Source organism: Streptomyces sp. NPDC029526, from assembly GCF_040637405.1.
In the GTDB taxonomy this organism is placed as follows: domain Bacteria; phylum Actinomycetota; class Actinomycetes; order Streptomycetales; family Streptomycetaceae; genus Streptomyces.
Map to the genome: position 1 here is coordinate 1019882 of NZ_JBEZWE010000002.1, position 19820 is coordinate 1039701.

The following is a 19820-nucleotide window of genomic DNA, read 5'->3' on the forward strand; positions in this document are numbered from 1 at the left end:
CGCCGCGCGGAGGTCAGGCCCCCTCGGCCCACTCTCTGAGGGCCGCCTCGTCGGCGAAGTCCGCGACGTTCTGGTCCAGCGGGTCGTCGGTGTACTGGTGGAAGCGCCAGGCGGCCTCGACGCGCGGCTCGCCCGCCCCGACGTAGTCGGCGATCCAGAGGCCGTCGCCCGCCTCGGAGGTGGTGTCGACGTTGAGCCAGAAGTCCCGGTTGCAGTACAGGACGACCCGGTGCCCGGGCCGGAGCTCCTTCACCAGGCGCAGGAACCGGTCCTTCTCGGCGGCGCTCGCCCGGGTGCCGCCGCCGGTGGTCTCCCAGTCGACGGCCAGGAGGTCGCCCTCCTTCAGGGGCGCCTCGTTCACGAAGTGCTCCGCCTGGGCGGTGAGGTCGCCCGGCCAGAGGAAGTGGTAGAAGCCGGTGACCAGACCGGCGTCGCGCGCCCGCTTGGTCTGGTCGGCCAGCTTGGGGTTGGTGTACCGACGGCCCTCCGTCGCCTTGACGAAGACGAAGGACAGGCCGTCGGTGTCGTAGGACGCGGTCTGGTGCGAACTCACGTCGATGCCACGCAGCATGAGGGCTCCCTGACGTGCTTGTGGGGGGACTCGCGGGGAGTGGGGGAGTCGCATGACTCATGCCCCGCCACGGCACCGCCGACCCGCGACGGACGGGAAGTGATCGACGTTGACCGCCTCTGCCCGATGGGGACGCCTCAGCACTCGATGATGTTCACCGCGAGCCCGCCCCGGGCCGTCTCCTTGTACTTGACGGACATGTCCGCGCCGGTCTCCTTCATGGTCTTGATGACCTTGTCCAGGGACACCTTGTGCGAGCCGTCGCCGCGCAGTGCCATGCGGGCCGCCGTGACCGCCTTGACCGCGGCCATGCCGTTGCGCTCGATGCACGGGATCTGGACCAGGCCGCCCACCGGGTCGCAGGTCAGGCCCAGGTTGTGCTCCATGCCGATCTCGGCCGCGTTCTCCACCTGCCACGGCGAGCCGCCCATCACCTCGGCGAGGGCGCCCGCGGCCATGGAGCAGGCGGAGCCCACCTCGCCCTGGCAGCCGACCTCGGCGCCGGAGATGGAGGCGTTCTCCTTGAAGAGCATGCCGATCGCGCCGGCCGCCAGCAGGAAGCGGACGACGCCCTCCTCGTCGGCGCCGGGCACGAAGTTGACGTAGTAGTGCAGCACCGCCGGGATGATGCCGGCCGCGCCGTTCGTCGGAGCCGTGACGACCCGGCCGCCGGCCGCGTTCTCCTCGTTCACGGCCATCGCGTAGAGGGTGATCCACTCCATGGAGAGCGCCTGCGGGTCGCCCTCCGAGCGCAGCTTGCGGGCGGTGTTCGCGGCCCGGCGGCGCACCTTGAGGCCGCCCGGGAGGATGCCCTCGCGGGACATGCCGCGCTCCACGCACGCCTGCATCACGCGCCAGATCTCCAGCAGGCCCTCGCGGATCTCCTCCTCGGTCCGCCAGGCCCGCTCGTTCTCCAGCATCAGCGCGGAGATCGACAGGCCGGTCTCCCGGGTCAGCCGCAGCAGCTCGTCGCCCGTGCGGAACGGGTACTTCAGGACGGTGTCGTCCAGCTTGATGCGGTCCGCGCCGACCGCCTCCTCGTCGACGACGAAGCCGCCGCCCACCGAGTAGTACGTCTTCTCCAGCACCGTCGCGCCCGAGGCGTCGTACGCCCACAGGGACATGCCGTTGGCGTGGTACGGGAGGGCCTTGCGGCGGTGCAGCACCAGGTCGTCGTCGAAGGAGAAGGCGATCTCGTGCTCGCCGAGGAGGCGCAGCCGGCCGCCGTCCTTGATCTTCTCCACCCGCTCGTCGGCCGTCTCCACGTCGACCGTGCGCGGCGAGTCGCCCTCCAGGCCGAGCAGCACCGCCTTGGGCGTGCCGTGGCCGTGTCCCGTGGCACCCAGCGAGCCGTACAGCTCGGCGCGGACCGAGGTCACGGAGTCCAGCAGGCCCTCCTTGCGCAGCCGCCGGACGAACAGGCCGGCCGCGCGCATCGGGCCGACCGTGTGCGAGCTGGACGGGCCGATGCCGATCGAGAACAGGTCGAAGACCGAGATGGCCACGGGAGGACTCCTAGGGGTTCGGCGGACGACGCTGTCCGCCGGCGGTACAGGGGGTGCGTGAGGGGGGGCGTACGACGCGGGGCATCGCGCCCACCGTTTCCAGTGTGCGCGATGCCCCGGACGTTCGTACGAATCAAAGGGTACGAAACTACTTCAGACCGGGGTACAGCGGATGCTTCGCCGCGAGCGCCGTCACCCGGGCCCGCAGCGCCTCGGCGTCGTACTCCGGCTTCAGCGTCTCGGCGATCACGTCCGCGACCTCGGTGAAGTCCTCGGCGGTGAAGCCGCGGGTGGCGAGGGCGGGCGTGCCGATGCGCAGGCCGGAGGTGACCATCGGCGGGCGCGGGTCGTTCGGGATCGCGTTGCGGTTGACGGTGATCCCGACCTCGTGCAGCCGGTCCTCGGCCTGCTGGCCGTCGAGCTCCGAGGCGCGCAGGTCGACCAGGACCAGGTGCACGTCCGTGCCGCCGGACAGCACGTCCACGCCGACGGCCCGGACGTCGTCCTTCACCAGGCGCTCGGCCAGGATCCGGGCGCCCTCCAGGGTGCGGCGCTGGCGGTCCTTGAACTCCTCGGACGCGGCGACCTTGAAGGCGACCGCCTTCGCGGCGACCACGTGCTCCAGGGGGCCGCCCTGCTGGCCGGGGAAGACCGCCGAGTTGATCTTCTTGGCCAGTTCGGCCGTGCTGAGGATCACGCCGCCGCGGGGGCCGCCGAGGGTCTTGTGGGTGGTCGTGGTGACGACGTGGGCGTGCGGCACCGGGTTCGGGTGCAGGCCCGCGGCGACCAGGCCGGCGAAGTGCGCCATGTCGACCATGAGGTAGGCGCCGACCTCGTCCGCGATCCGGCGGAACGCGGCGAAGTCGAGCTGCCGCGGGTAGGCCGACCAGCCCGCCACGATCAGCTTCGGCTTCTTCTCCTTGGCCAGGCGCTCGACCTCGGCCATGTCGACGACCCCGGTGTCGTCCACGTGGTAGGCGACCACGTCGTACAGCTTGCCGGAGAAGTTGATCTTCATGCCGTGGGTCAGGTGCCCGCCGTGCGCCAGGTTCAGGCCCATGATCGTGTCACCGGGCTTGAGCAGCGCGAACATCGCGGCGGCGTTGGCCTGCGCGCCCGAGTGCGGCTGCACGTTGGCGTGCTCGGCGCCGAAGAGCTCCTTGACCCGGTCGATCGCGATCTGCTCGATCACGTCGACGTGCTCGCAGCCGCCGTAGTAGCGGCGGCCCGGGTAGCCCTCGGCGTACTTGTTGGTCAGGACGGTGCCCTGCGCCTCCATGACCGCGACCGGGGCGAAGTTCTCCGAGGCGATCATCTCGAGGGTGGACTGCTGCCGGTGCAGCTCGGCGTCGACCGCGGCGGCCACCGCCGGGTCGAGCTCGTGCAGGGGCGTGTTCAGAAGGGACATGGGGCGTGGACTCCTCAGCCCGCGATGTGGGCGTCGTACTCGGCGGCGGTCAGCAGGTCGGACGGCTCGTCGGTGATGCGCACCTTGAACAGCCAACCGCCCTCGAACGGTGCCGAGTTCACCAGCGACGGGTCGTTCACCACGTCCTCGTTGACCTCGGTGACCTCACCGGTGACCGGGCAGTAGAGGTCGCTGACCGACTTGGTCGACTCCAGCTCGCCGCAGGTCTCGCCCGCGGTCACCGTGTCGCCCACCTCGGGGAGCTGGACGAAGACGACGTCGCCGAGCGCGTTCGCCGCGTGCTCCGTGATGCCGATCGTCGACACGCCGTCCTCGGCGGCCGACAGCCACTCGTGTTCCTTGCTGTAACGCAGCTGCTGGGGGTTGCTCATGGCCTGGATTCTCCTGTACGCGGGGGACTGCTGATGAGGGAGGGACGGCGCCGGACCGGCGTGGTCCGGTACCCCGGGGCGCCGGTACGCACGCGCCGCCGGCCGTCCCGGGTCGCTACGACGGTGTCACTTCTGCCGCTTGTAGAACGGCAGCGCCACGACCTCGTACGGCTCCTGACGGCCACGGATGTCGACGCCGACCCCGGGGGTGCCCGGTGCCGCGTGGGCCGGGTCGACGTAGGCCATCGCGATGGGCTTGCCCAGCGTGGGCGAGGGCGCCCCGGAGGTGACCTCGCCGATCACCTCGTCGCCCTTGACGACCTGGTACCCGGCGCGCGGGACCCGGCGGCCCTCGGCGACGAGGCCGACCAGGACGCGGGGCGGGTTCTGCTCGGCGCGCTCGGCGGCCTCGGCCAGGGCGGCCCGGCCCACGAAGTCGCCCTCCTTCTCGAACTTCACGACCCGGCCGAACCCGGCGTCGAACGGCGTGAGCGAACTGCTCAGTTCGTTGCCGTAGAGCGGCATGCCCGCCTCCAGGCGCAGCGTGTCCCGGCAGGACAGCCCGCACGGGGCCAGGCCGACGCCCTCGCCGGCCTTGGTCAGCGCCTGCCACAGCTCGACGGCGTGCTCCGGCTTCACGAACAGCTCGAAGCCGTCCTCGCCGGTGTAGCCGGTGCGGGCGATCAGCGCGGGCAGGCCGGCCACCGTGCCGGGCAGCCCGGAGTAGTACTTCAGGCCGTCCAGGTCGGCGTCGGTGAGGGAGGCGAGGACGGCGACGGACTCGGGCCCCTGCACGGCGAGCAGCGCGTAGGCGTCACGGTCGTCGCGCACCTCGGCGTCGAACCCGGCCGACCGCTCCACCAGCGCGTCGAGTACCGTCTGCGCGTTGGAGGCGTTGGCGACGACCAGGTACTCCGACTCGCCGAGCCGGTAGACGATCAGGTCGTCCAGGATGCCGCCGTCCTCGGCGCAGATCATCGTGTACCGGGCCCGGCCCTGCCTGACCGTGCCGATGTTGCCGACCAGGGCGTGGTCGAGGAGCGCGAGCGCCTGCGGACCGCTGACGGTGATCTCGCCCATGTGGGAGAGGTCGAACAGGCCGGCCCTGGTGCGGACGGCGATGTGCTCGTCGCGCTCCGAGCCGTAGCGCAGGGGCATGTCCCAGCCGGCGAAGTCGGTCATCGTCGCGCCGAGCGCGCGGTGCACGGCATCCAGCGCGGTACGGCGGAGTTCGGTACTGCTCATCGGTAGGTCTCCCAGTGGCGATGGGGTCCCCCGCGCCGGTGTGACTGCTCGAGCGGATCGAGAGCCCGGGGCCGCAGGACGGCGTGGGGAAGGCGAGGACGATCCTCCCCATCTGTCATCGGAACCTGAGAGGTTCGCCATGACCGCCCGCGAGGGGGGCGGCGTACGGCTTGCACCTTGGGTGGAGCCACCGCGGCAGTCGCGACGGCCCGCTTTTCAGATGTGCCTCGCCCGCGCGGTAACGGGGCCTGAGAGATTCAAGGGAGGGACTTGCTCCTTCGGCGCCCCGGCGTGCCACAAGTGCCGGAGACTCTCCCGCGCGGATTCAAACGGCCGGTATGCAGTTGGCGGGCTCATCATTGCACGCATTCCCGGGGCGCGGCAGGGGGACCCTTTCCAGGGGACGCGCAGGGTGCGCGTCCGGTCACAACGGGCTGTCACCGGCCTGTTGCGGGAAATGGACGGAATCGAGTGACGCCCGGCATTACCTTCTCTTTACAGTCAGCGCGGCGCGGGACTCCGGTACCCGGCCCAGGGGAGGACACACGGTGAACAGGACCACGGCGTACGCCGGCCCGGCGGGCGCCGCACCGCCCGGACAGCCGGCCGCTCCGGCCCGGTCGGCCGCCCCCACCCCGTCGGCCGCTCCGGCCCCCGCGGCCGAGGTGCCCGCACAGCCGGCCGTCCCCTCCGGCGCAGCCGCCGCCGCCCACGGGTCCGCGACCCCGGGCGCCCTGACCGGGGGCGCCCTGACCGGCGGTGCCCTGACGGGGGGCGCCCTGACCGGCGGTGCCCTGACGGGGGGCGCCCCGACCGGCGGTGCCCTCCCGGCGCCCGCCGTCCGTGACCTGCGCGGGCTCGCCGCGCGCGGACCGCACGCGCTGCTGTTCGCGCCGCGGGACATCGTGGTGGTCACCGGGCTGCCCGGCAGCGGCAAGTCCACGCTGATGCGGCGCACGGTGCGCGGCACCCGCGTCGACTCGCAGGACACCCGGGACCGCTGGGACGCCCGGATGCCCGGCTTCCTGCCGTACGCCGTCTACCGGCCCCTGGTCCGCCTGGACCACTACGCCGGCCTGCGCCGCGTGCTGCGCGGCGGCGGGGGCGTCGTGGTGCACGACTGCGGAACCCAGGCGTGGGTGCGCCGCTGGCTGGCCCGCGAGGCCCGCCGCCGGGGAGCGGCCCTGCGCCTGCTCCTCCTCGACGTCACCCCCCGGCAGGCGCTGGAGGGTCAGCGCGCCCGCGGACGCGGTGTCTCGCGGTACGCCTTCCTGCGCCACCGCGCGGCCGTGGGCCGGCTGCTGCGCGCGGTGGAACGGGGCGAACCGCCCGCCGGCTGCGGCTCGGTGGTGCTCCTCGACCGGGACGCCACGGACACGCTGCACCGGATCGGCTTCACGGGCTGAGGCGGCGGGCGGGACGGCCGGTGGTGCGGGCGGGCGGCCCGACGGCCCGGCGGCCCGTCCGGGCCCGGTCTCGCGCCTCTCCGGCGAGCGATCCGGCCTTGCCCGGCACGTGTCCGTCCCCGAGCGTCCGGCCTTGCCCGGCACGTGTCCGTCCCGTCCGGCGAACGTCCGACCCAGCCCTGCCCGGCGGACCACCGTCCGCGCCGGCTTCCGCGCCGTTCATCACCGCCTCCCGCACGGCTCGCCCACCGCCTCCCGTACGGCCTCGCCCACCGTCTCCCGTACAGCCGAACGGCGGCCGTGCGGCAGCGGTTAGCCTTTTCAGCCACAGCAGTGGTTCCAGGCAGGCGGTAGGCACATGGACTTCCCGGCGGGCTTCTCCGCGGACTTCCCGGCACAGGCGTATCCCCACCCGCACGGCGGGTGGCCCGGCAACGAGCTGGAGGAGGTGCTCTCCGCCTCCCTCGGCGTCCCCTCGGCCGGCGGCCGGATCGTCGAGGTCCTCGGCCGCAGCTTCGTCTGGGTGCCCCTGCCCAACGGCGGCGGGCCCGACAGCGGCTCCCTGGACCTGCCCACGATGGAGCTCGACGGGCAGGTGTACGTCCCGGTCTTCAGCTCCGAGGAGCAGTTCCGCCAGGTCGTCGGCTCGCACCTGTCGTTCACCGTCGCGCCCGCGGTGGAGTTCGCCCGCGGTCTGCCTCCGCAGGCGGGCATCGCCGTGAACCCGGGCGGTGTCGTCGGCATCCCCCTGCCGCCCGAGGCGGTGGCGGACCTGTGCCGGGCCGGGCGCAGCGAGCTCGACGGGCCGGGATCCGGCGGCCGGGTGCGGCTGTTCGAGCCCGACTGGCAGGACGACCCCGTCGACTTCCTCGCGGCGGCCGGCGCCGAGTTCGAGGCCCTCGGCGTGGTCCGCACCGCCCGCCGGTGCCTGGCCGCGATCGAGACGGCGGACCCGGTGCTGTTCATCGGCATCGAGCTGACCCGGTGGGACGAGGACCCGCACACCCTGCCCACGGAAGCCCTCGGCCGCGCCCTGGGCCGGGCGCCCGTGCGGTGGCCGGTCAACGTCGTCCTGCTGGACATCGCCCAGGACCCCGTCGGCGAGTGGATGCGCGAGCGCGTCCGGCCCTTCTACCAGCAGCAGTAGCCGGGCCGGAGGCGCACCGGGGCGGGCGGGCACCCGTCGCCCCGGGACCGGCGGCGGCGCGGGCGGCCGTCCGGCCACCGGAACCGGTACCGGTCCGGGTGGCGAGGGGCGGCTTAAGCTAGGTTCATTGGCTCGGGCGAGGCGTTGTACGGAGGGGCGATACAAAGTGAGCGCTGGCACCGCGGCGGCCGGGCAGGTCGAGCACATGCTGCGCCAGGTGACGCCCGGGCGTTACGACGCCTACGAGGCGTTGCTGCGCGCGCTCGCGACCCCCTCCTCCGGTCAGGTCTGGATGCTGCTGTGGCACGGCCAGGCCGGCTCGCCGGACGCCCAGTACGGGAACATGGACGTCGACGGCCACGGCTACGCGCCCTGCGTCACCTCCGCGCAGGAGCTGTCCGCCAGCGGTTGGAACCGCTCCTACGAGGTGGTCGACGGGCTCGACGTCGCCCGTGCCCTGTACCCCGACCGCTACGGTCTCTGGCTCAACCCGCACGCCCCCGGCGGCGGCGTCGGCATCCCCTGGCTGGACCTGCGCCGCATCGCCACCGGCCTCGACCGGCAGCCGGCCGGGCCGCTGCGGCTGTCCGAACCCGCCATCGAGATCCCGCAGTTCTACGCCCTGCTCGCGCAGAACGCGCACCGCACCCCGGCCGTCCGCGCGCTGCGCCGCGCCTGGGTGCAGCCCGCGCTGGGGGCGCCGTACCTCGCCATCGGGCTCGACGTGTACGACACCTCGCCGCCGTCGGTGGACGCGGTGCGCGGCATGATGCAGCAGTCGCTGGGCGCCGTTCCGGACGGCCTGCCGGTGTCCACGGTGGCGATGTCCGACGAGCACGACCCGGTCGCCCTGTGGCTGCGGGTCAACGCCCGGCCGTTCTACGACCGGGAGGCCCACGCCCCCGCCGGCCTGCCGGCCCCTCCGGTCGGCTACGGCCACCCGCCCGCACAGCGTCACTGACCGGGTCGGATCCGCGGCGCACACCCTCGGCGGACGGCTCCGCCGCCCCCGCGGGCCGGCCGGAGCGTCCAGGATGTGGACCGGCGGCCGTGGACGGAACGTCCCCGATGCCCGGACGTCTGCATTCCCGTCGGATGGTCTGGACCTCATGCGCGGCGGCCGGTCGAGCTACCGGCGGTCACCCATCCGTCACCTGCGGTTTCACGCGGAGCGTCGCGCACGCACGGCCGGACGGAGGGTGCTTGACGGCGGGTCCGGAGGGTCCGCGGCGGGCATTCCCGGCAACGGGCGCCTGATGCGTCCCTTATGTCAAGTGTTCAGATCTCAGGTAGGTATCACCGCTATCCGGACTGTTCCTGACTCCCTGCGAACGTGAGTAGTGTTCGGGCGGTCATCTTGCATCCACATAGCGGACCCGGAGTGGCCCCATATGCGCATATCCAAGTCCCGAGCCGCTCGGGTGATCACGGCCGCGGTCGCGGTCGGTCTGATCGCCACGGGCTGCTCCAGCGACCGGGACAGTGACAACGAAGGCAGTGGCGACAAGGACACCTTCGTCTTCGCCGGTGCCGGTGATCCGGGTTCCCTGGACCCTGCCCTGGCCAGTGACGGTGAAACCTTCCGCGTGACCCGGCAGGCCTTCGAGGCCCTGCTGGAGCACGAGTCCGGCGGCAGCGAGCTGGTCGGCGGTCTCGCCGAGAAGTGGTCCAGCAACGAAGAGGGCACCGTCTGGACCTTCGACCTCCGCAAGGGCGTGAAGTTCCACGACGGCGAGGAGTTCAACGCCGCCGCGGTCTGCGCCAACTACGACCACTGGTTCAACTGGACGGGCACGTACCAGTCGAGCGCGGTCTCGTACTACTGGCAGACCATCATGGGCGGGTTCGCGAAGAACGAGGACCCGGAGACGCCCGAGGCGAACTACAAGTCCTGCACCGCGAAGGACGAGCACACCGCCGTCATCGAGGTCAAGAAGCCCTCCGCCAACCTCCCCGGCGGCTTCTCCCTCAACGCCCTCGCGATCCACTCGCCGAAGGCCATCGAGGCGTACAAGAAGCAGGACGCCTCCGCCAAGGGCGACGCCATCACGTACCCGAAGTACAGCCAGGAGGCCGGCACGGTCGCCGGTACCGGCCCGTACAAGATCACGAAGTGGAACAAGGGGAACAAGGAAGTCTCCCTGGAGCGCTTCGACGACTACTGGGGCGAGAAGGCGAAGATCAAGAACCTGGTCTTCCGCACCATCTCCGACGAGCAGACGCGCCGTCAGGCCCTGGAGGCCGGTGACATCGACGGCTACGACCTGGTCGCGCCGGCCGACGTCAAGACCCTCGAGGACAAGGGCTTCGTCGTCCCGACCCGTGGCGTCTTCAACATCTTTTACGTGGGCATGAGCCAGTCGGCGAACCCGGCCCTGAAGAAGAAGGAGGTCCGGCAGGCGATCGCGCAGTCGATCGACAAGGAGAACCTGGTCAAGACCCAGCTGCCCGAGGGCGGCAAGGTGGCCGACCAGTTCATGCCGGACACCGTCGAGGGCTACTCCAAGGACGTCAAGCAGTACCCGTTCGACGTCGACGCGGCGAAGAACCTCCTCAAGAAGGCCGGTGAGGAGAAGCTCGAGATCGAGTTCTGCTACCCGACCGAGGTCACCCGCCCGTACATGCCTGCCCCGCAGGACCTGTTCGAGCTGATGAAGGCCGACCTGGAGAAGGCCGGCATCACCGTCAAGTCGAAGGCCATGAAGTGGGCCCCGGACTACCTGGACGCCACCGAGGCCGGCTCCTGCGCCCTGCACATGCTCGGCTGGACCGGTGACTTCAACGACGGCTACAACTTCATCGGCACCTGGTTCGCCGGGTTCGACAAGCAGTGGGGCTTCAAGGACAAGAAGGTCTTCGACGCCGTGAACGCCGGCTCGAAGCTGGGCAACCACGAGGAGCGCGTGGCCGCGTACACCAAGGCCAACGAGGTCATCATGGACTACCTCCCGGGCGTCCCGATCTCGTCCTCCCCGCCGGCCATCGCCTTCGCCAAGAACGTGAACCCGCCGAACGTCTCCCCGCTGACGCAGGAAGTGTTCGCCGAGGCGTCCTTCAAGTAGGCGCACGCGGTGTGAAGCACCAACGGGGGGTGTCCGCCCGGCCGTCGCAACTCGGCGGCCGGGCGGTTCCGTTCAGTAAGACATCACGCTAGAAAGGGGCATGCGGGGTGCTGCGTCTCGTCGTACGAAGACTGCTCCAGCTCATACCCACGCTGCTCGGCCTGTCGGTACTGCTCTTCCTCTGGCTCGACCGGCTGCCCGGTGGACCCGCCTCAGCGATCCTGGGGGAGAAGGCCACCGAGGCCGAAGTGGCGCGCATCAACCGTGCGCTCGGGCTGGACCAGCCCGTCCACGTCCAGTACTGGCGCTTCCTCAAGCGCATCTTCGAGCTCGACCTGGGCACCTCCACCCAGACCGGCCAGCCGGTGTGGGAGGAGTTCACGCTGCGGTTCCCGGCGACCGTGGAACTCAGCATCGCCGCGATCCTCATCGCCGTGCTCGTCGGCATCCCGCTCGGCTACCTCGCGGCCAAGCGCCGCGGCGGCTGGATCGACGTCGCCTCGGTGTCCACGTCGCTCGTCGGCATCTGCATCCCGGTGTTCTTCCTGGCGATCCTGCTCAGGTCCATCTTCTCCGTCCAGCTGGGCATCTTCCCCGCCTCCGGCCGGCTCACCACCGGGATCAACGCGACCGAGGTCACCGGCTTCGCGGTCCTCGACGGACTGCTCACCGGCGAGTTCGACGCGAGCTGGGACGCCATCTGGCACCTGATCCTGCCCGCGGTCGCCCTGGCCTCCATCCCCCTCGCGGTGATCGTCCGCATGACCCGGGCGAGCGTGCTGGAGGTGCTCGGTGAGGACTACGTGCGGACCGCCGAGTCCAAGGGCCTGGAGAAGCGCGTGGTGCGCGGCCGTCACGTGCTGCGCAACGCGCTGCTGCCGGTGATCACGGCGGTCGGTCTGCTGACCGGCAGCCTCCTGTCCGGTGCGGTGCTCACCGAGTCGGTCTTCGACTTCGGCGGCATCGGCTCGTTCATCCGCACGGCGATCGACGGCCGTGACTACCCCGTGCTCGTCGGGTTCATTCTCTTCATCGCGATGGTCTACGTCATCATCAACCTCCTCGTCGACATCGCGTACAGCCTTATCGACCCGAGAGTGCGGGTGCACTGACGTGACGACCGTGACCAAGAAGGCCGACAAGATCGACCGGCTCGCGGAGCTGATGACGACCAACGAGGTCACCAGCGGCGCCAGCCTGTGGCGCGAGGCGATGCGGCGGCTGCGGGCCAGCAAGATGGCCGCCATCGGCGCGGTGATCATCTCCCTGTTCGTCGTCCTCGCGATCGTCGGACCGTGGGTCGCCCCCCACGCGCCCACCGCCCAGACCTGGCGCGGCGACGTCTTCCCCAACCGCGGCGAGTTCGTCGGCATGCGCGGCGAGAACTGGTTCGGCCTGGACCACCTGGGCCGGGACCTGTTCAGCCGGTGGCTCGTCGGAGCCCGTCAGACCCTGCTCGTCGGTGTCGTGTCGATGCTCATCGGCCTCGTGGTGGGTGCCGTCATCGGCATCTGCTCGGGCGCCGCCGCGACCCTCGGCGGACGCGCCGGGCAGCGGATCGACACGGTGATCATGCGGTTCACCGACATCATGCTGTCGCTGCCCTCGCTGCTGCTGGCCGTCTCCATCGCCGCCGTGATGGGGCAGTCCCTGACCACCGTGATGATCGCCGTCGGTGTCGTGCAGATCCCGATCTTCGCGCGGCTGCTGCGCGGCTCGATGCTGGTGCAGGGCGGCTCCGACTACGTGCTCGCGGCCAAGGCCCTCGGCCTGCGCAAGAAGCGGATCGTCCTCACCCAGATCCTGCCGAACTCGCTGAGCCCGGTCATCGTCCAGGCGACGCTGTCCCTGGCCACCGCGATCATCGAGGCGGCGGCCCTGTCCTACCTCGGCCTCGGCAACCCGGACCCCGCCATCCCGGAATGGGGGGTCATGCTCGCCCAGGCCCAGCGCTTCTTCGACAACGAGCCGATGATGGCGGTCTACCCCGCGCTCGGGATCATCATCACCGCTCTCGGCTTCACCCTGCTCGGCGAGGCCATGCGCGAAGCGCTCGACCCGAAACTGCGAGGCTGAACTCCCATGGCTCTACTCTCAGTCGACGAACTCAGCGTCACCTTCACGGCCAAGGGCCGCAAGGACTCGATCGCGGTCGACGGCGTCTCCTTCGACGTCGACGAAGGCCAGGTCGTCGGTCTCGTCGGTGAGTCCGGCTGCGGCAAGTCCGTGACCTCGCTCGCCCTGATGGGACTCCTGCCCGCCAAGGGCGTCCGGGTGGGCGGCCGGGCCGTCTTCGACGGCCGGGACCTGCTGACCATGTCCGCGCAGGAACGCCGGGACATCCGCGGCAGCCAGCTCGCGATGATCTTCCAGGACCCGCTGTCCTCGCTGAACCCGGTCGTCCCCATCGGCGTCCAGATCACCGAGATCCTCCAGCGCCACCGCGGCCTGAAGGGGGAGGCCGCCCGCAAGGAGGCCGCCCACCTGCTGGACCGGGTCGGCATCCCCGACCCGACCCGGCGGCTCAAGGAGTTCCCGCACCAGCTCTCCGGCGGCATGCGCCAGCGCGCGCTGATCGCGATGGCCGTGGCGTGCGCGCCCCGGATGCTCATCGCGGACGAGCCGACCACCGCCCTCGACGTCACCATCCAGGCGCAGATCCTGGAACTGCTCAAGGAACTGGTCGACCAGGAGGGCACCGCCCTGCTGATGATCACCCACGACCTCGGCGTGGTGGCCGGCCTCTGCGACCAGGTCAACGTGCTCTACGCGGGCCGGGCCGTGGAGTCGGCCGGGCGGCGGGACCTGTTCACGTACCCGACCCACCCGTACGCCCACGGGCTGCTCGGCTCCATCCCGCGGCTCGACGCGCCGCGCGGGGAACCGCTCAACCCCATCCGCGGTTCCATCAACGACCGGATCGCCTGGACCGACGGCTGCGCCTTCGCGCCCCGCTGCGACCGGTACACCATGGAGTGCCTGACCGGCACGCCCGAACTGACCGAACCACGTGCCGCCGGACACCAGGTCCGCTGCGTCAACCCGGTCCTTCCCACGTCCCCGGCGGAGGTCTCGGCATGAGCCTGCTCGAACTCTCGGACGTGAAGGTCCACTTCCCCGTCAAGAAGGGCGTGCTGTTCGACCGCACGGTCGGCCACGTCTACGCCGTCGACGGCGTGTCCCTGAAGGTGGAGGCCGGCCAGACCTACGGCCTCGTCGGCGAGTCCGGCTGCGGCAAGACGACGCTGGGCCGCGGGGTCCTGCGGCTGGTCGACATCACCGACGGCGAGGTCGTCTTCGACGGGACCGACCTGGCGAAGCTGCCGGACGAGGAGATGCGCCGGTACCGCCGACGGCTCCAGATGGTCTTCCAGGACCCGCTGGGCAGCCTCAACCCGCGCCAGAACATCGAGTCGATCCTCAGCGAGGGCATGGCCGCCCACGGGATCGGGGCGAACCAGGCGGAGCGGCGGGAGCGGATCAAGGACGTCCTCGCCAAGGTCGGCCTCCCGGTCAACGCCCTCTCCCGCTACCCGCACGAGTTCTCCGGCGGCCAGCGCCAGCGCATCGGCATCGCGCGGGCCCTCGTCCTGGAACCCGACGTGATCATCTGCGACGAGCCGGTCTCGGCCCTCGACGTGTCGGTGCAGGCCCAGGTGATCAACCTGCTGGAGGAGCTCCAGAAGTCGCTGGGGCTGACCTACGTGGTCATCGCCCACGACCTGGCGGTGGTGCGGCACATCTCCGACGTCATCGGGGTCATGTACCTCGGCTCCCTGGTGGAGGAGGCGCCCAGCGACGCCCTGTACGCCGCGCCCAAGCACCCGTACACCAAGGCCCTGATGTCGGCGGTGCCGCTGCCCGACCCCGAGGCCGAGGACCGTCGCGAGCGGATCCTGCTCCAGGGCGACCTGCCGTCGCCCGCGAACCCGCCGTCGGGGTGCAGGTTCCACACCCGCTGCCCGTGGGCGCAGCCGACGTGCGCGACCGACCGTCCCGCACTCGTGGACGCGGGCGACGGGCACAAGGTGGCCTGCCACTTCGCCGCCGAGATCGAGTCGGGGGAGCTGCAGCCGACCCGGCCGACGGACATCGGCGCCGTCACGCGGACCGACGAGGCGGTGACGGAGCAGCCCGAGGAGGTCGTCGAGGCCCCCGCGGCCCTGCTGCCGGCCGACTCGACGACCAAGCCGGACCCCGGAGCGGTGAAGGAGAAGATGCCCGCCACGGCCGAGCCGTCGGCCGACGCGACCGCCGAGGCCGCGGTGGCCGAGGCGGCCGAGGGCGCCGTGGACCCCGAGGCGTCCGACGGGACCACCGACGCCGAGGGGCCGAAGGACTCCGGGGCGTCGGCGGACAAGAACGGCTGACGGACCACGGGACAGCGACGCGGGGGAGCGCCGGGCGACGAGCCCGGCGCTTCCCTTCGTTCCCGGTCGTTCCCAGGTCGTCCCCGGGTGGTCCCCGGGCGTCCCCGGGCCGGGCCGGTCGCCGGCCCGGCCCGCTCGGTCACGAGGCGGCCGTCGCCCAGGCCGTCCGGCGACGAGCCGGGGACCTGCACGGACCCGGACGGACCCGGCATGGGCCTGGCATGGGCCCGGCAGGGGCCCCGCACGGACACGGCTCGGGTGCCGGCGCGGGTGCCGGGAGCCCGCCCCTGCCACGCGGTGCGGCGGGGGCCACCGGCTGAGCCAGAATGGCCGGGTGCTCCAGCAACTGTTCAGCCCGTCCCTCCTGCACGCGCTCGACCTGATCGGCATCTTCGCCTTCGCGATCTCGGGTGCGCTGCTGGCCGTCCGCAAGAACTTCGACGTCTTCGGCCTGGCCGTGCTCGCCGAGGTCACGGGACTGGGCGGCGGTCTCTTCCGGGACCTGGTGATCGGTGCCGTGCCCCCGGCCGCCTTCACCGACATCGGATACTTCGTCACCCCGCTGATCGCCACCGTGCTGGTGTTCTTCTTCCACCCCCACGTCGAGCGCCTCCAGCGGGGCGTCAACGTCTTCGACGCGGCGGGCCTCGGCCTGTTCTGTGTGGTCGGCACCGTCAAGGCGCACGACTACGGGCTGAACCTGGCCGCCAGCGCGGCCCTGGGCCTGATGACCGCCGTGGGCGGCGGTGTGCTGCGCGACGTCCTCGCCAACGAGGTGCCCTCCCTGCTGCGCTGGGACCGCGACCTGTACGCGGTGCCCGCGATCGTCGGTGCCACGCTGACCGCGGTGTGCATCCGCCTCGACAGCCTGAACCCGGTCACCAGCGCCTCCGCCGCGGTCGCCGCGTTCCTCATCCGGCTGTTGGCCCTGCGGTTCCACTGGCGGGCGCCCCGGGCGTGGCAGCGGCGTTCCTCGGTCCGGGAGGAGTAGCGCCGGACGGGACGGGCTGGGCGCCGAGTTCCTCCGTGAGCCAGCGGAAGGACGGGATCACCTGGGGCCGCCACAGCGCCATCGTGTGGCCGCCCGCGCTGCGCGGCAGCCGCACCACCTGCACGCTCGTCGGTGGCGTCGCCGCACGCGCGAGGGCGGTGGCGTCCTCGTGACCGTCCCCCCGCTGGCCGGAGAGGTAGAGCGAGACCTTCGGCGGCGCGACCGCCTCGCGCAGCAGCCGCAGCGGGTTGTGGGCCTCGCGCAGCACCGGGTCGCGGCCGGTGAGCGCGGTGCGCTCGGCGGCCGGGTCGTTGTAGCCGGACAGGCTCACGGCGGCCCGGTAGCGGTCGGGGTGGGCGAGGGCCAGCTTGGTCGCGCAGTGGCCGCCCGCCGAGTATCCGGCCACCGCCCAGCCGTCGGGCGCCGCCTGGGCGCGGAAGTTGTCCCGGACCATGCGCGGCACGTCGACGCTCAGCCAGCTCTCGGCGTTGACCCGGCCGGGCAGGTTGGCGCAGCCGGTGTCCGCGCCCGGCAGCAGGGAGGTGCGCGCGGCGACCAGGATGAAGGGCGCGATCCGGCCGCTGCGCATCAACGGGAACAGCTGCTCGTGCACGTCCAGGGTGCCGAACCAGGCCTTGGCCGACCCCGGGTAGCCGGGGAGCAGCTGGACCACCGGGAACGCGTGGTCGCGCCAGGCCGGTTCGTCGTACTGCGGAGGCAGCCAGACGTACACCTCGGCCCGCACCCCCGACACCCGTCCGTCGAGCCGGGTGACCCGCACCCCGCCCGCCGCCCGCATGCCCGGTCCGCCGGCCGGGGTGAAGGTCTGGGCCACCTTCGGCAGCCGCTCGACCGCGACCCCGCCGGTGCCGTCGCTCCCGAGGTCGGCGGCCTCCCGCACGTGGTCGCCGGTGCCGAGCAGGTCGGACCAGCTGTCGTAGAGCTGGTTGCTGTTGTTGACCAGGGTGAAGACCAGGGCCACGGCGGTGACCTGGGCGAAGAACAGCATCAGGACCCGGGTCGCGGCCCGCACGGCACGCGGTCCGCCGACCCGGGTCCACAGGGCGAGCGGCAGCGCGAGGGCGAGGGCCGCCAGCACGGCCAGGGTGCACAGGAACGGGATCCCGGTGAGGCTCATGCCCGGATAGAGGGGAGGACGGGCCCGCGGGTTCACCCCAAACCGGTCAGCTCCCGGACATCGCCTCCGATGTCGCCCTTCGGTGACGCCAAAGCTACCGCTTAGTAGGTGACTCTTGTACTGTACAGCCCATGCCAGATGCATCCTCCGCCCCGGCCGCCGTCCGGGCCACGATCGGTGACAGCGAGTTCGACCGCGACACCGCGGTCGTCCGTCGCGCGCCCGGCGTCTACGACATCGACCTGTCCGCCGGCTGGACGATCATCAGTGCCGTCAACGGCGGCTATCTGCTGGCCGTCCTGGGCCGCGCCCTCGCCGACACCCTGCCGCACTCCGACCCGTTCACCATCTCCGCGCACTACCTGACCGCCTCCCAGCCGGGCCCCGCGGTCGTCCGCACGGAGACGGTGCGCACCGGGCGCAGCCTGTCGACCGGGCAGGCGTCCCTGTTCCAGCAGGACGAGCAGGGCCGGGAGGTCGAACGCATCCGCGTCCTCGCCTCCTACGGCGACCTGGACGCCCTGCCGGACGACGTCCGCACGACCGCCGAGCCGCCCGCCATCCCGCCGATGGACCAGTGCTTCGGCCCGGAGGACGGCCCCGCCCCGGTCGAGGGCAGCTCCGCCATCACCGACCGGCTGATGCTCAAGCTGGACCCGTCGACCCTCGGGTGGGCCCTCGGCGCGCCCTCCGGCCGGGGGGAGATGCGCTCCTGGTTCGGCCTGGCCGACGGCCGGGACCAGGACCCGTTGTCGCTGCTCCTCGCGGTGGACGCGCTGCCGCCCACCGCCTTCGAACTCGGGCTCTCCGGCTGGGTGCCCACGGTCGAGCTGACCGCCCACGTCCGCGCCCGTCCCGCCCCGGGCCCGCTGCGGATCTCCGTCACCACCCGCAACCTCGCCGGTGGCTTCCTGGAGGAGGACGCCGAGGTCTGGGACTCCGCCGACCGCCTGGTGGCCCAGTCCCGCCAGCTCGCCCGCGTCCGGCTGGGTTGACGGACCGGCCCGCCCGCGGGCGGACGCCCCTCCACCGAGGGCCGGGACGGATCCGCTCCGTCCCGGCCCTTCGCCGTCGGCGCACGCGCCGGGGCGCGCCCGGTGGCTCCCTGCGCCTGTCGCCGTGTCCCGCCCCCGGCGGTGGCCGCTCTCGTCGCCGGCCTGTGCCGGGCCCCTCTGCCCGCTTCGTCCGCCGGGCCCGCGCGCTCAGCCGCCGGCCCTCACGCGCCCACCGGTGTGTCCAGCCAGTGCCGTCGGCCGATGCCGATCAGCCGCAGGCGGCGGGAGGCCAGGCGGGCCACCCGCTCCCGCTCCTCCGGGGGCGCGTCCAGCGTCTCCAGGAACAGGGACGCCGTGCTCAGCATCAGATCCACGTAGATCTGGGCGAGCATCAGCAGGTCGTCCTCGCCCCACCCCCGCGACACCGGATCCGCTGCCAGCGCCTCGGCCACCTCCTCGGCGAACAGCGCGAGTTGCTCCCGGATCGCCTCACGCACCGGACGGACCCCGCCGTGCCGCTCCCGGGCGATGAAGCGGACGTGGGCGGGGTACCCGTCCACGTGACCGGCGATCAGCTCGACGGCCCGGGTGATGCGTTGCTCGGTGTCGCCGGGGATGGACACCGTGGTCCGGATCATCGGGTGCAGGCCGCCCAGCGCCTCCTCGACCAGCACCACGCCCAGGTCGGCGATGGAGTGGAAGTGCCGGTAGAAGGCGGTCGGGGCGACGCCCACGGCGCGGGTGACCTCACGCAGTCCCAGGCTGCTCAGGCTCTGGTTCTCCAGCAGTTCCAGCGCCGCGTCGAGGAGGGCCCGCCGGGTCCTCTGCTTCTGGGCCTGCCGGGTGCCGGGGGTGTGACTCATGCCATGCAGTCAACAACTGTTCTCCGGGATTGCAAAGTGAGGGCCCCGCTAGACTGGGTAGTCAGTGAACGAGTGTAACTACGACTGTTCACCCAAGTCTTCTGGGGGAAATCGATCATGCTGTTCCTGGTCGCCGCACTCATGCTGCTCGGCGTGGTCCTGGGCACCGTCGCCCACGCGCCGCCGGAGTTCACCGTCGTCGCGGGACTCGCCGTCGCCGTGTGGCTCGGCATCTTCGCCCTGCGCGAGCGCCACGGCCGCCGCGGCTCGGCGCACTGACCGCACGGACCGTGCACCGACCGCGCACGGCGTGTGTGGGGACGCCCCGCGCGCTCCGGCGCGCTCCGCACGGCGACCCCGCACCGCGCCGGCCTCCGACCGTCCGACGTCCCGTCGACCGAGGGAACCGATCACCATGCAGCTCACCGCTCCGGCCACCGACCGCACCGGAATCCGCGACGCCGACGGCATGGCCGTCGCGTCCTTCGTCCTGGGCCTGCTGGGCCTGCTCGTCCTCAACGTCGTCCTCGGGCCGCTCGCCATCGTGCTCGCGAGCCTGGCCCTGTGGCGGGGCACCGCCCGGCGCGGACGCGCCTTCCTCGGCCTCGGGCTCGGCGTCGCCGACCTGCTCGTCCTGCTGGCCTTCATGCAGGCGGACGGCACCGTCTCCTGGAGCCTGTGAGGTGACGGGTGACGGGTGACGGGTGACGGGTGACGGGTGACGGGT

General features: G+C 72.0%; 19 protein-coding genes and 1 riboswitch. Of the genes, 12 read left to right on the plus strand and 7 right to left on the minus strand.

What is annotated here, in order from left to right; all coding sequences use genetic code 11:
• Nucleotides 1-13 precede the first annotated feature (13 nt).
• The 5 genes from AB0F01_RS10015 to gcvT all read right to left on the minus strand — a co-directional run bounded on the left by AB0F01_RS10015 (nucleotide 14) and on the right by gcvT (nucleotide 5121).
• Nucleotides 14-571, minus strand: coding sequence for a glycoside hydrolase family 25 protein (locus tag AB0F01_RS10015; RefSeq protein WP_362092003.1), 558 nt, complete (start codon nucleotides 569-571; stop codon nucleotides 14-16).
• A 137-nt stretch (nucleotides 572-708) separates the two neighbouring features.
• On the minus strand, nucleotides 709-2076 hold the full coding sequence (locus AB0F01_RS10020; protein WP_362092006.1) for an L-serine ammonia-lyase: 1368 nt from the start codon (nucleotides 2074-2076) through the stop codon (nucleotides 709-711).
• Between the two features lie 148 nt (nucleotides 2077-2224).
• Nucleotides 2225-3484 (minus strand): serine hydroxymethyltransferase, encoded by a 1260-nt coding sequence (gene glyA, locus AB0F01_RS10025; RefSeq protein WP_362092009.1) that lies wholly within the window; start codon nucleotides 3482-3484, stop codon nucleotides 2225-2227.
• Nucleotides 3485-3498: 14 nt separating this feature from the next.
• On the minus strand, nucleotides 3499-3876 hold the full coding sequence (gene gcvH / locus AB0F01_RS10030; protein ID WP_362092012.1) for a glycine cleavage system protein GcvH: 378 nt from the start codon (nucleotides 3874-3876) through the stop codon (nucleotides 3499-3501).
• Nucleotides 3877-4002: 126 nt separating this feature from the next.
• Nucleotides 4003-5121 (minus strand): glycine cleavage system aminomethyltransferase GcvT, encoded by a 1119-nt coding sequence (gene gcvT, locus AB0F01_RS10035; protein ID WP_362092015.1) that lies wholly within the window; start codon nucleotides 5119-5121, stop codon nucleotides 4003-4005.
• 226 nt (nucleotides 5122-5347) lie between these two features.
• Nucleotides 5348-5449, minus strand: a riboswitch (glycine riboswitch).
• A 451-nt stretch (nucleotides 5450-5900) separates the two neighbouring features.
• Between gcvT and AB0F01_RS10040 the strand changes: the two genes are divergently transcribed.
• The 9 genes from AB0F01_RS10040 to AB0F01_RS10080 all read left to right on the plus strand — a co-directional run bounded on the left by AB0F01_RS10040 (nucleotide 5901) and on the right by AB0F01_RS10080 (nucleotide 16097).
• Nucleotides 5901-6527, plus strand: coding sequence for an AAA family ATPase (locus tag AB0F01_RS10040; RefSeq protein ID WP_362092581.1), 627 nt, complete (start codon nucleotides 5901-5903; stop codon nucleotides 6525-6527).
• Between the two features lie 358 nt (nucleotides 6528-6885).
• Nucleotides 6886-7674, plus strand: a complete 789-nt coding sequence (locus AB0F01_RS10045) for an enhanced serine sensitivity protein SseB (RefSeq protein ID WP_362092018.1) — start codon at nucleotides 6886-6888, stop codon at nucleotides 7672-7674.
• A gap of 166 nt (nucleotides 7675-7840) precedes the next feature.
• Nucleotides 7841-8635 carry an enhanced serine sensitivity protein SseB C-terminal domain-containing protein gene (locus AB0F01_RS10050; protein WP_362092020.1) on the plus strand — a complete coding sequence of 265 codons (795 nt, stop codon included), beginning with the start codon at nucleotides 7841-7843 and terminating at the stop codon, nucleotides 8633-8635.
• Nucleotides 8636-9065: 430 nt separating this feature from the next.
• Nucleotides 9066-10736: an ABC transporter substrate-binding protein gene (locus tag AB0F01_RS10055; protein ID WP_362092023.1), complete on the plus strand. Its 1671-nt coding sequence runs from the start codon at nucleotides 9066-9068 to the stop codon at nucleotides 10734-10736.
• A gap of 107 nt (nucleotides 10737-10843) precedes the next feature.
• Nucleotides 10844-11848 (plus strand): ABC transporter permease, encoded by a 1005-nt coding sequence (locus tag AB0F01_RS10060; RefSeq protein ID WP_362092026.1) that lies wholly within the window; start codon nucleotides 10844-10846, stop codon nucleotides 11846-11848.
• Nucleotide 11849: 1 nt separating this feature from the next.
• On the plus strand, nucleotides 11850-12812 hold the full coding sequence (locus tag AB0F01_RS10065; protein WP_362092029.1) for an ABC transporter permease: 963 nt from the start codon (nucleotides 11850-11852) through the stop codon (nucleotides 12810-12812).
• A gap of 6 nt (nucleotides 12813-12818) precedes the next feature.
• A complete protein-coding gene (locus AB0F01_RS10070) occupies nucleotides 12819-13817 on the plus strand; it encodes an ABC transporter ATP-binding protein (protein WP_362092032.1) in 999 nt (332 codons plus the stop codon).
• Nucleotides 13814-15106 carry an oligopeptide/dipeptide ABC transporter ATP-binding protein gene (locus AB0F01_RS10075; RefSeq protein WP_362092035.1) on the plus strand — a complete coding sequence of 431 codons (1293 nt, stop codon included), beginning with the start codon at nucleotides 13814-13816 and terminating at the stop codon, nucleotides 15104-15106. The genes AB0F01_RS10070 and AB0F01_RS10075 overlap by 4 nt, the downstream gene beginning before the upstream one ends.
• A 334-nt stretch (nucleotides 15107-15440) precedes the next feature.
• Nucleotides 15441-16097 (plus strand): trimeric intracellular cation channel family protein, encoded by a 657-nt coding sequence (locus AB0F01_RS10080; protein WP_362092038.1) that lies wholly within the window; start codon nucleotides 15441-15443, stop codon nucleotides 16095-16097.
• Here AB0F01_RS10080 and AB0F01_RS10085 read toward each other — a convergent pair.
• Nucleotides 16018-17235, minus strand: a complete 1218-nt coding sequence (locus AB0F01_RS10085; RefSeq protein ID WP_362092040.1) for an alpha/beta hydrolase-fold protein — start codon at nucleotides 17233-17235, stop codon at nucleotides 16018-16020. The genes AB0F01_RS10080 and AB0F01_RS10085 overlap by 80 nt on opposite strands.
• A gap of 131 nt (nucleotides 17236-17366) precedes the next feature.
• Between AB0F01_RS10085 and AB0F01_RS10090 the strand changes: the two genes are divergently transcribed.
• The gene (locus tag AB0F01_RS10090; RefSeq protein WP_362092043.1) at nucleotides 17367-18230 is read left to right on the plus strand and encodes a thioesterase family protein; all 864 of its coding nucleotides are present in this window, start codon (nucleotides 17367-17369) and stop codon (nucleotides 18228-18230) included.
• A gap of 221 nt (nucleotides 18231-18451) precedes the next feature.
• On the opposite strand, the gene AB0F01_RS10095 is transcribed toward AB0F01_RS10090, so the two are convergent.
• On the minus strand, nucleotides 18452-19093 hold the full coding sequence (locus tag AB0F01_RS10095) for a TetR family transcriptional regulator (RefSeq protein WP_362092046.1): 642 nt from the start codon (nucleotides 19091-19093) through the stop codon (nucleotides 18452-18454).
• 117 nt (nucleotides 19094-19210) lie between these two features.
• On the opposite strand from AB0F01_RS10095, the gene AB0F01_RS10100 reads away from it, so the two are divergent.
• On the plus strand, nucleotides 19211-19372 hold the full coding sequence (locus AB0F01_RS10100) for a hypothetical protein (RefSeq protein ID WP_362092049.1): 162 nt from the start codon (nucleotides 19211-19213) through the stop codon (nucleotides 19370-19372).
• A 136-nt stretch (nucleotides 19373-19508) separates the two neighbouring features.
• A complete protein-coding gene (locus AB0F01_RS10105) occupies nucleotides 19509-19775 on the plus strand; it encodes a DUF4190 domain-containing protein (RefSeq protein WP_362092052.1) in 267 nt (88 codons plus the stop codon).
• The last annotated feature ends 45 nt before the right edge of the window (nucleotides 19776-19820 follow it).

Bases quoted from the DNA above. Each gene is read 5' to 3' on its own strand.
- AB0F01_RS10015 (WP_362092003.1), bottom strand. From the start codon at position 571: ATGCTGCGTGGCATCGACGTGAGTTCGCACCAGACCGCGTCCTACGAC.
- glyA (WP_362092009.1), bottom strand. From the start codon at position 3,484: ATGTCCCTTCTGAACACGCCCCTGCACGAGCTCGACCCGGCGGTGGCC.
- gcvH (WP_362092012.1), bottom strand. From the start codon at position 3,876: ATGAGCAACCCCCAGCAGCTGCGTTACAGCAAGGAACACGAGTGGCTG.
- gcvT (WP_362092015.1), bottom strand. From the start codon at position 5,121: ATGAGCAGTACCGAACTCCGCCGTACCGCGCTGGATGCCGTGCACCGC.
- AB0F01_RS10045 (WP_362092018.1), top strand. From the start codon at position 6,886: ATGGACTTCCCGGCGGGCTTCTCCGCGGACTTCCCGGCACAGGCGTAT.
- AB0F01_RS10055 (WP_362092023.1), top strand. From the start codon at position 9,066: ATGCGCATATCCAAGTCCCGAGCCGCTCGGGTGATCACGGCCGCGGTC.
- AB0F01_RS10070 (WP_362092032.1), top strand. From the start codon at position 12,819: ATGGCTCTACTCTCAGTCGACGAACTCAGCGTCACCTTCACGGCCAAG.
- AB0F01_RS10075 (WP_362092035.1), top strand. From the start codon at position 13,814: ATGAGCCTGCTCGAACTCTCGGACGTGAAGGTCCACTTCCCCGTCAAG.
- AB0F01_RS10085 (WP_362092040.1), bottom strand. From the start codon at position 17,235: ATGAGCCTCACCGGGATCCCGTTCCTGTGCACCCTGGCCGTGCTGGCG.
- AB0F01_RS10090 (WP_362092043.1), top strand. From the start codon at position 17,367: ATGCCAGATGCATCCTCCGCCCCGGCCGCCGTCCGGGCCACGATCGGT.
- AB0F01_RS10095 (WP_362092046.1), bottom strand. From the start codon at position 19,093: ATGAGTCACACCCCCGGCACCCGGCAGGCCCAGAAGCAGAGGACCCGG.
- AB0F01_RS10100 (WP_362092049.1), top strand. From the start codon at position 19,211: ATGCTGTTCCTGGTCGCCGCACTCATGCTGCTCGGCGTGGTCCTGGGC.
- AB0F01_RS10105 (WP_362092052.1), top strand. From the start codon at position 19,509: ATGCAGCTCACCGCTCCGGCCACCGACCGCACCGGAATCCGCGACGCC.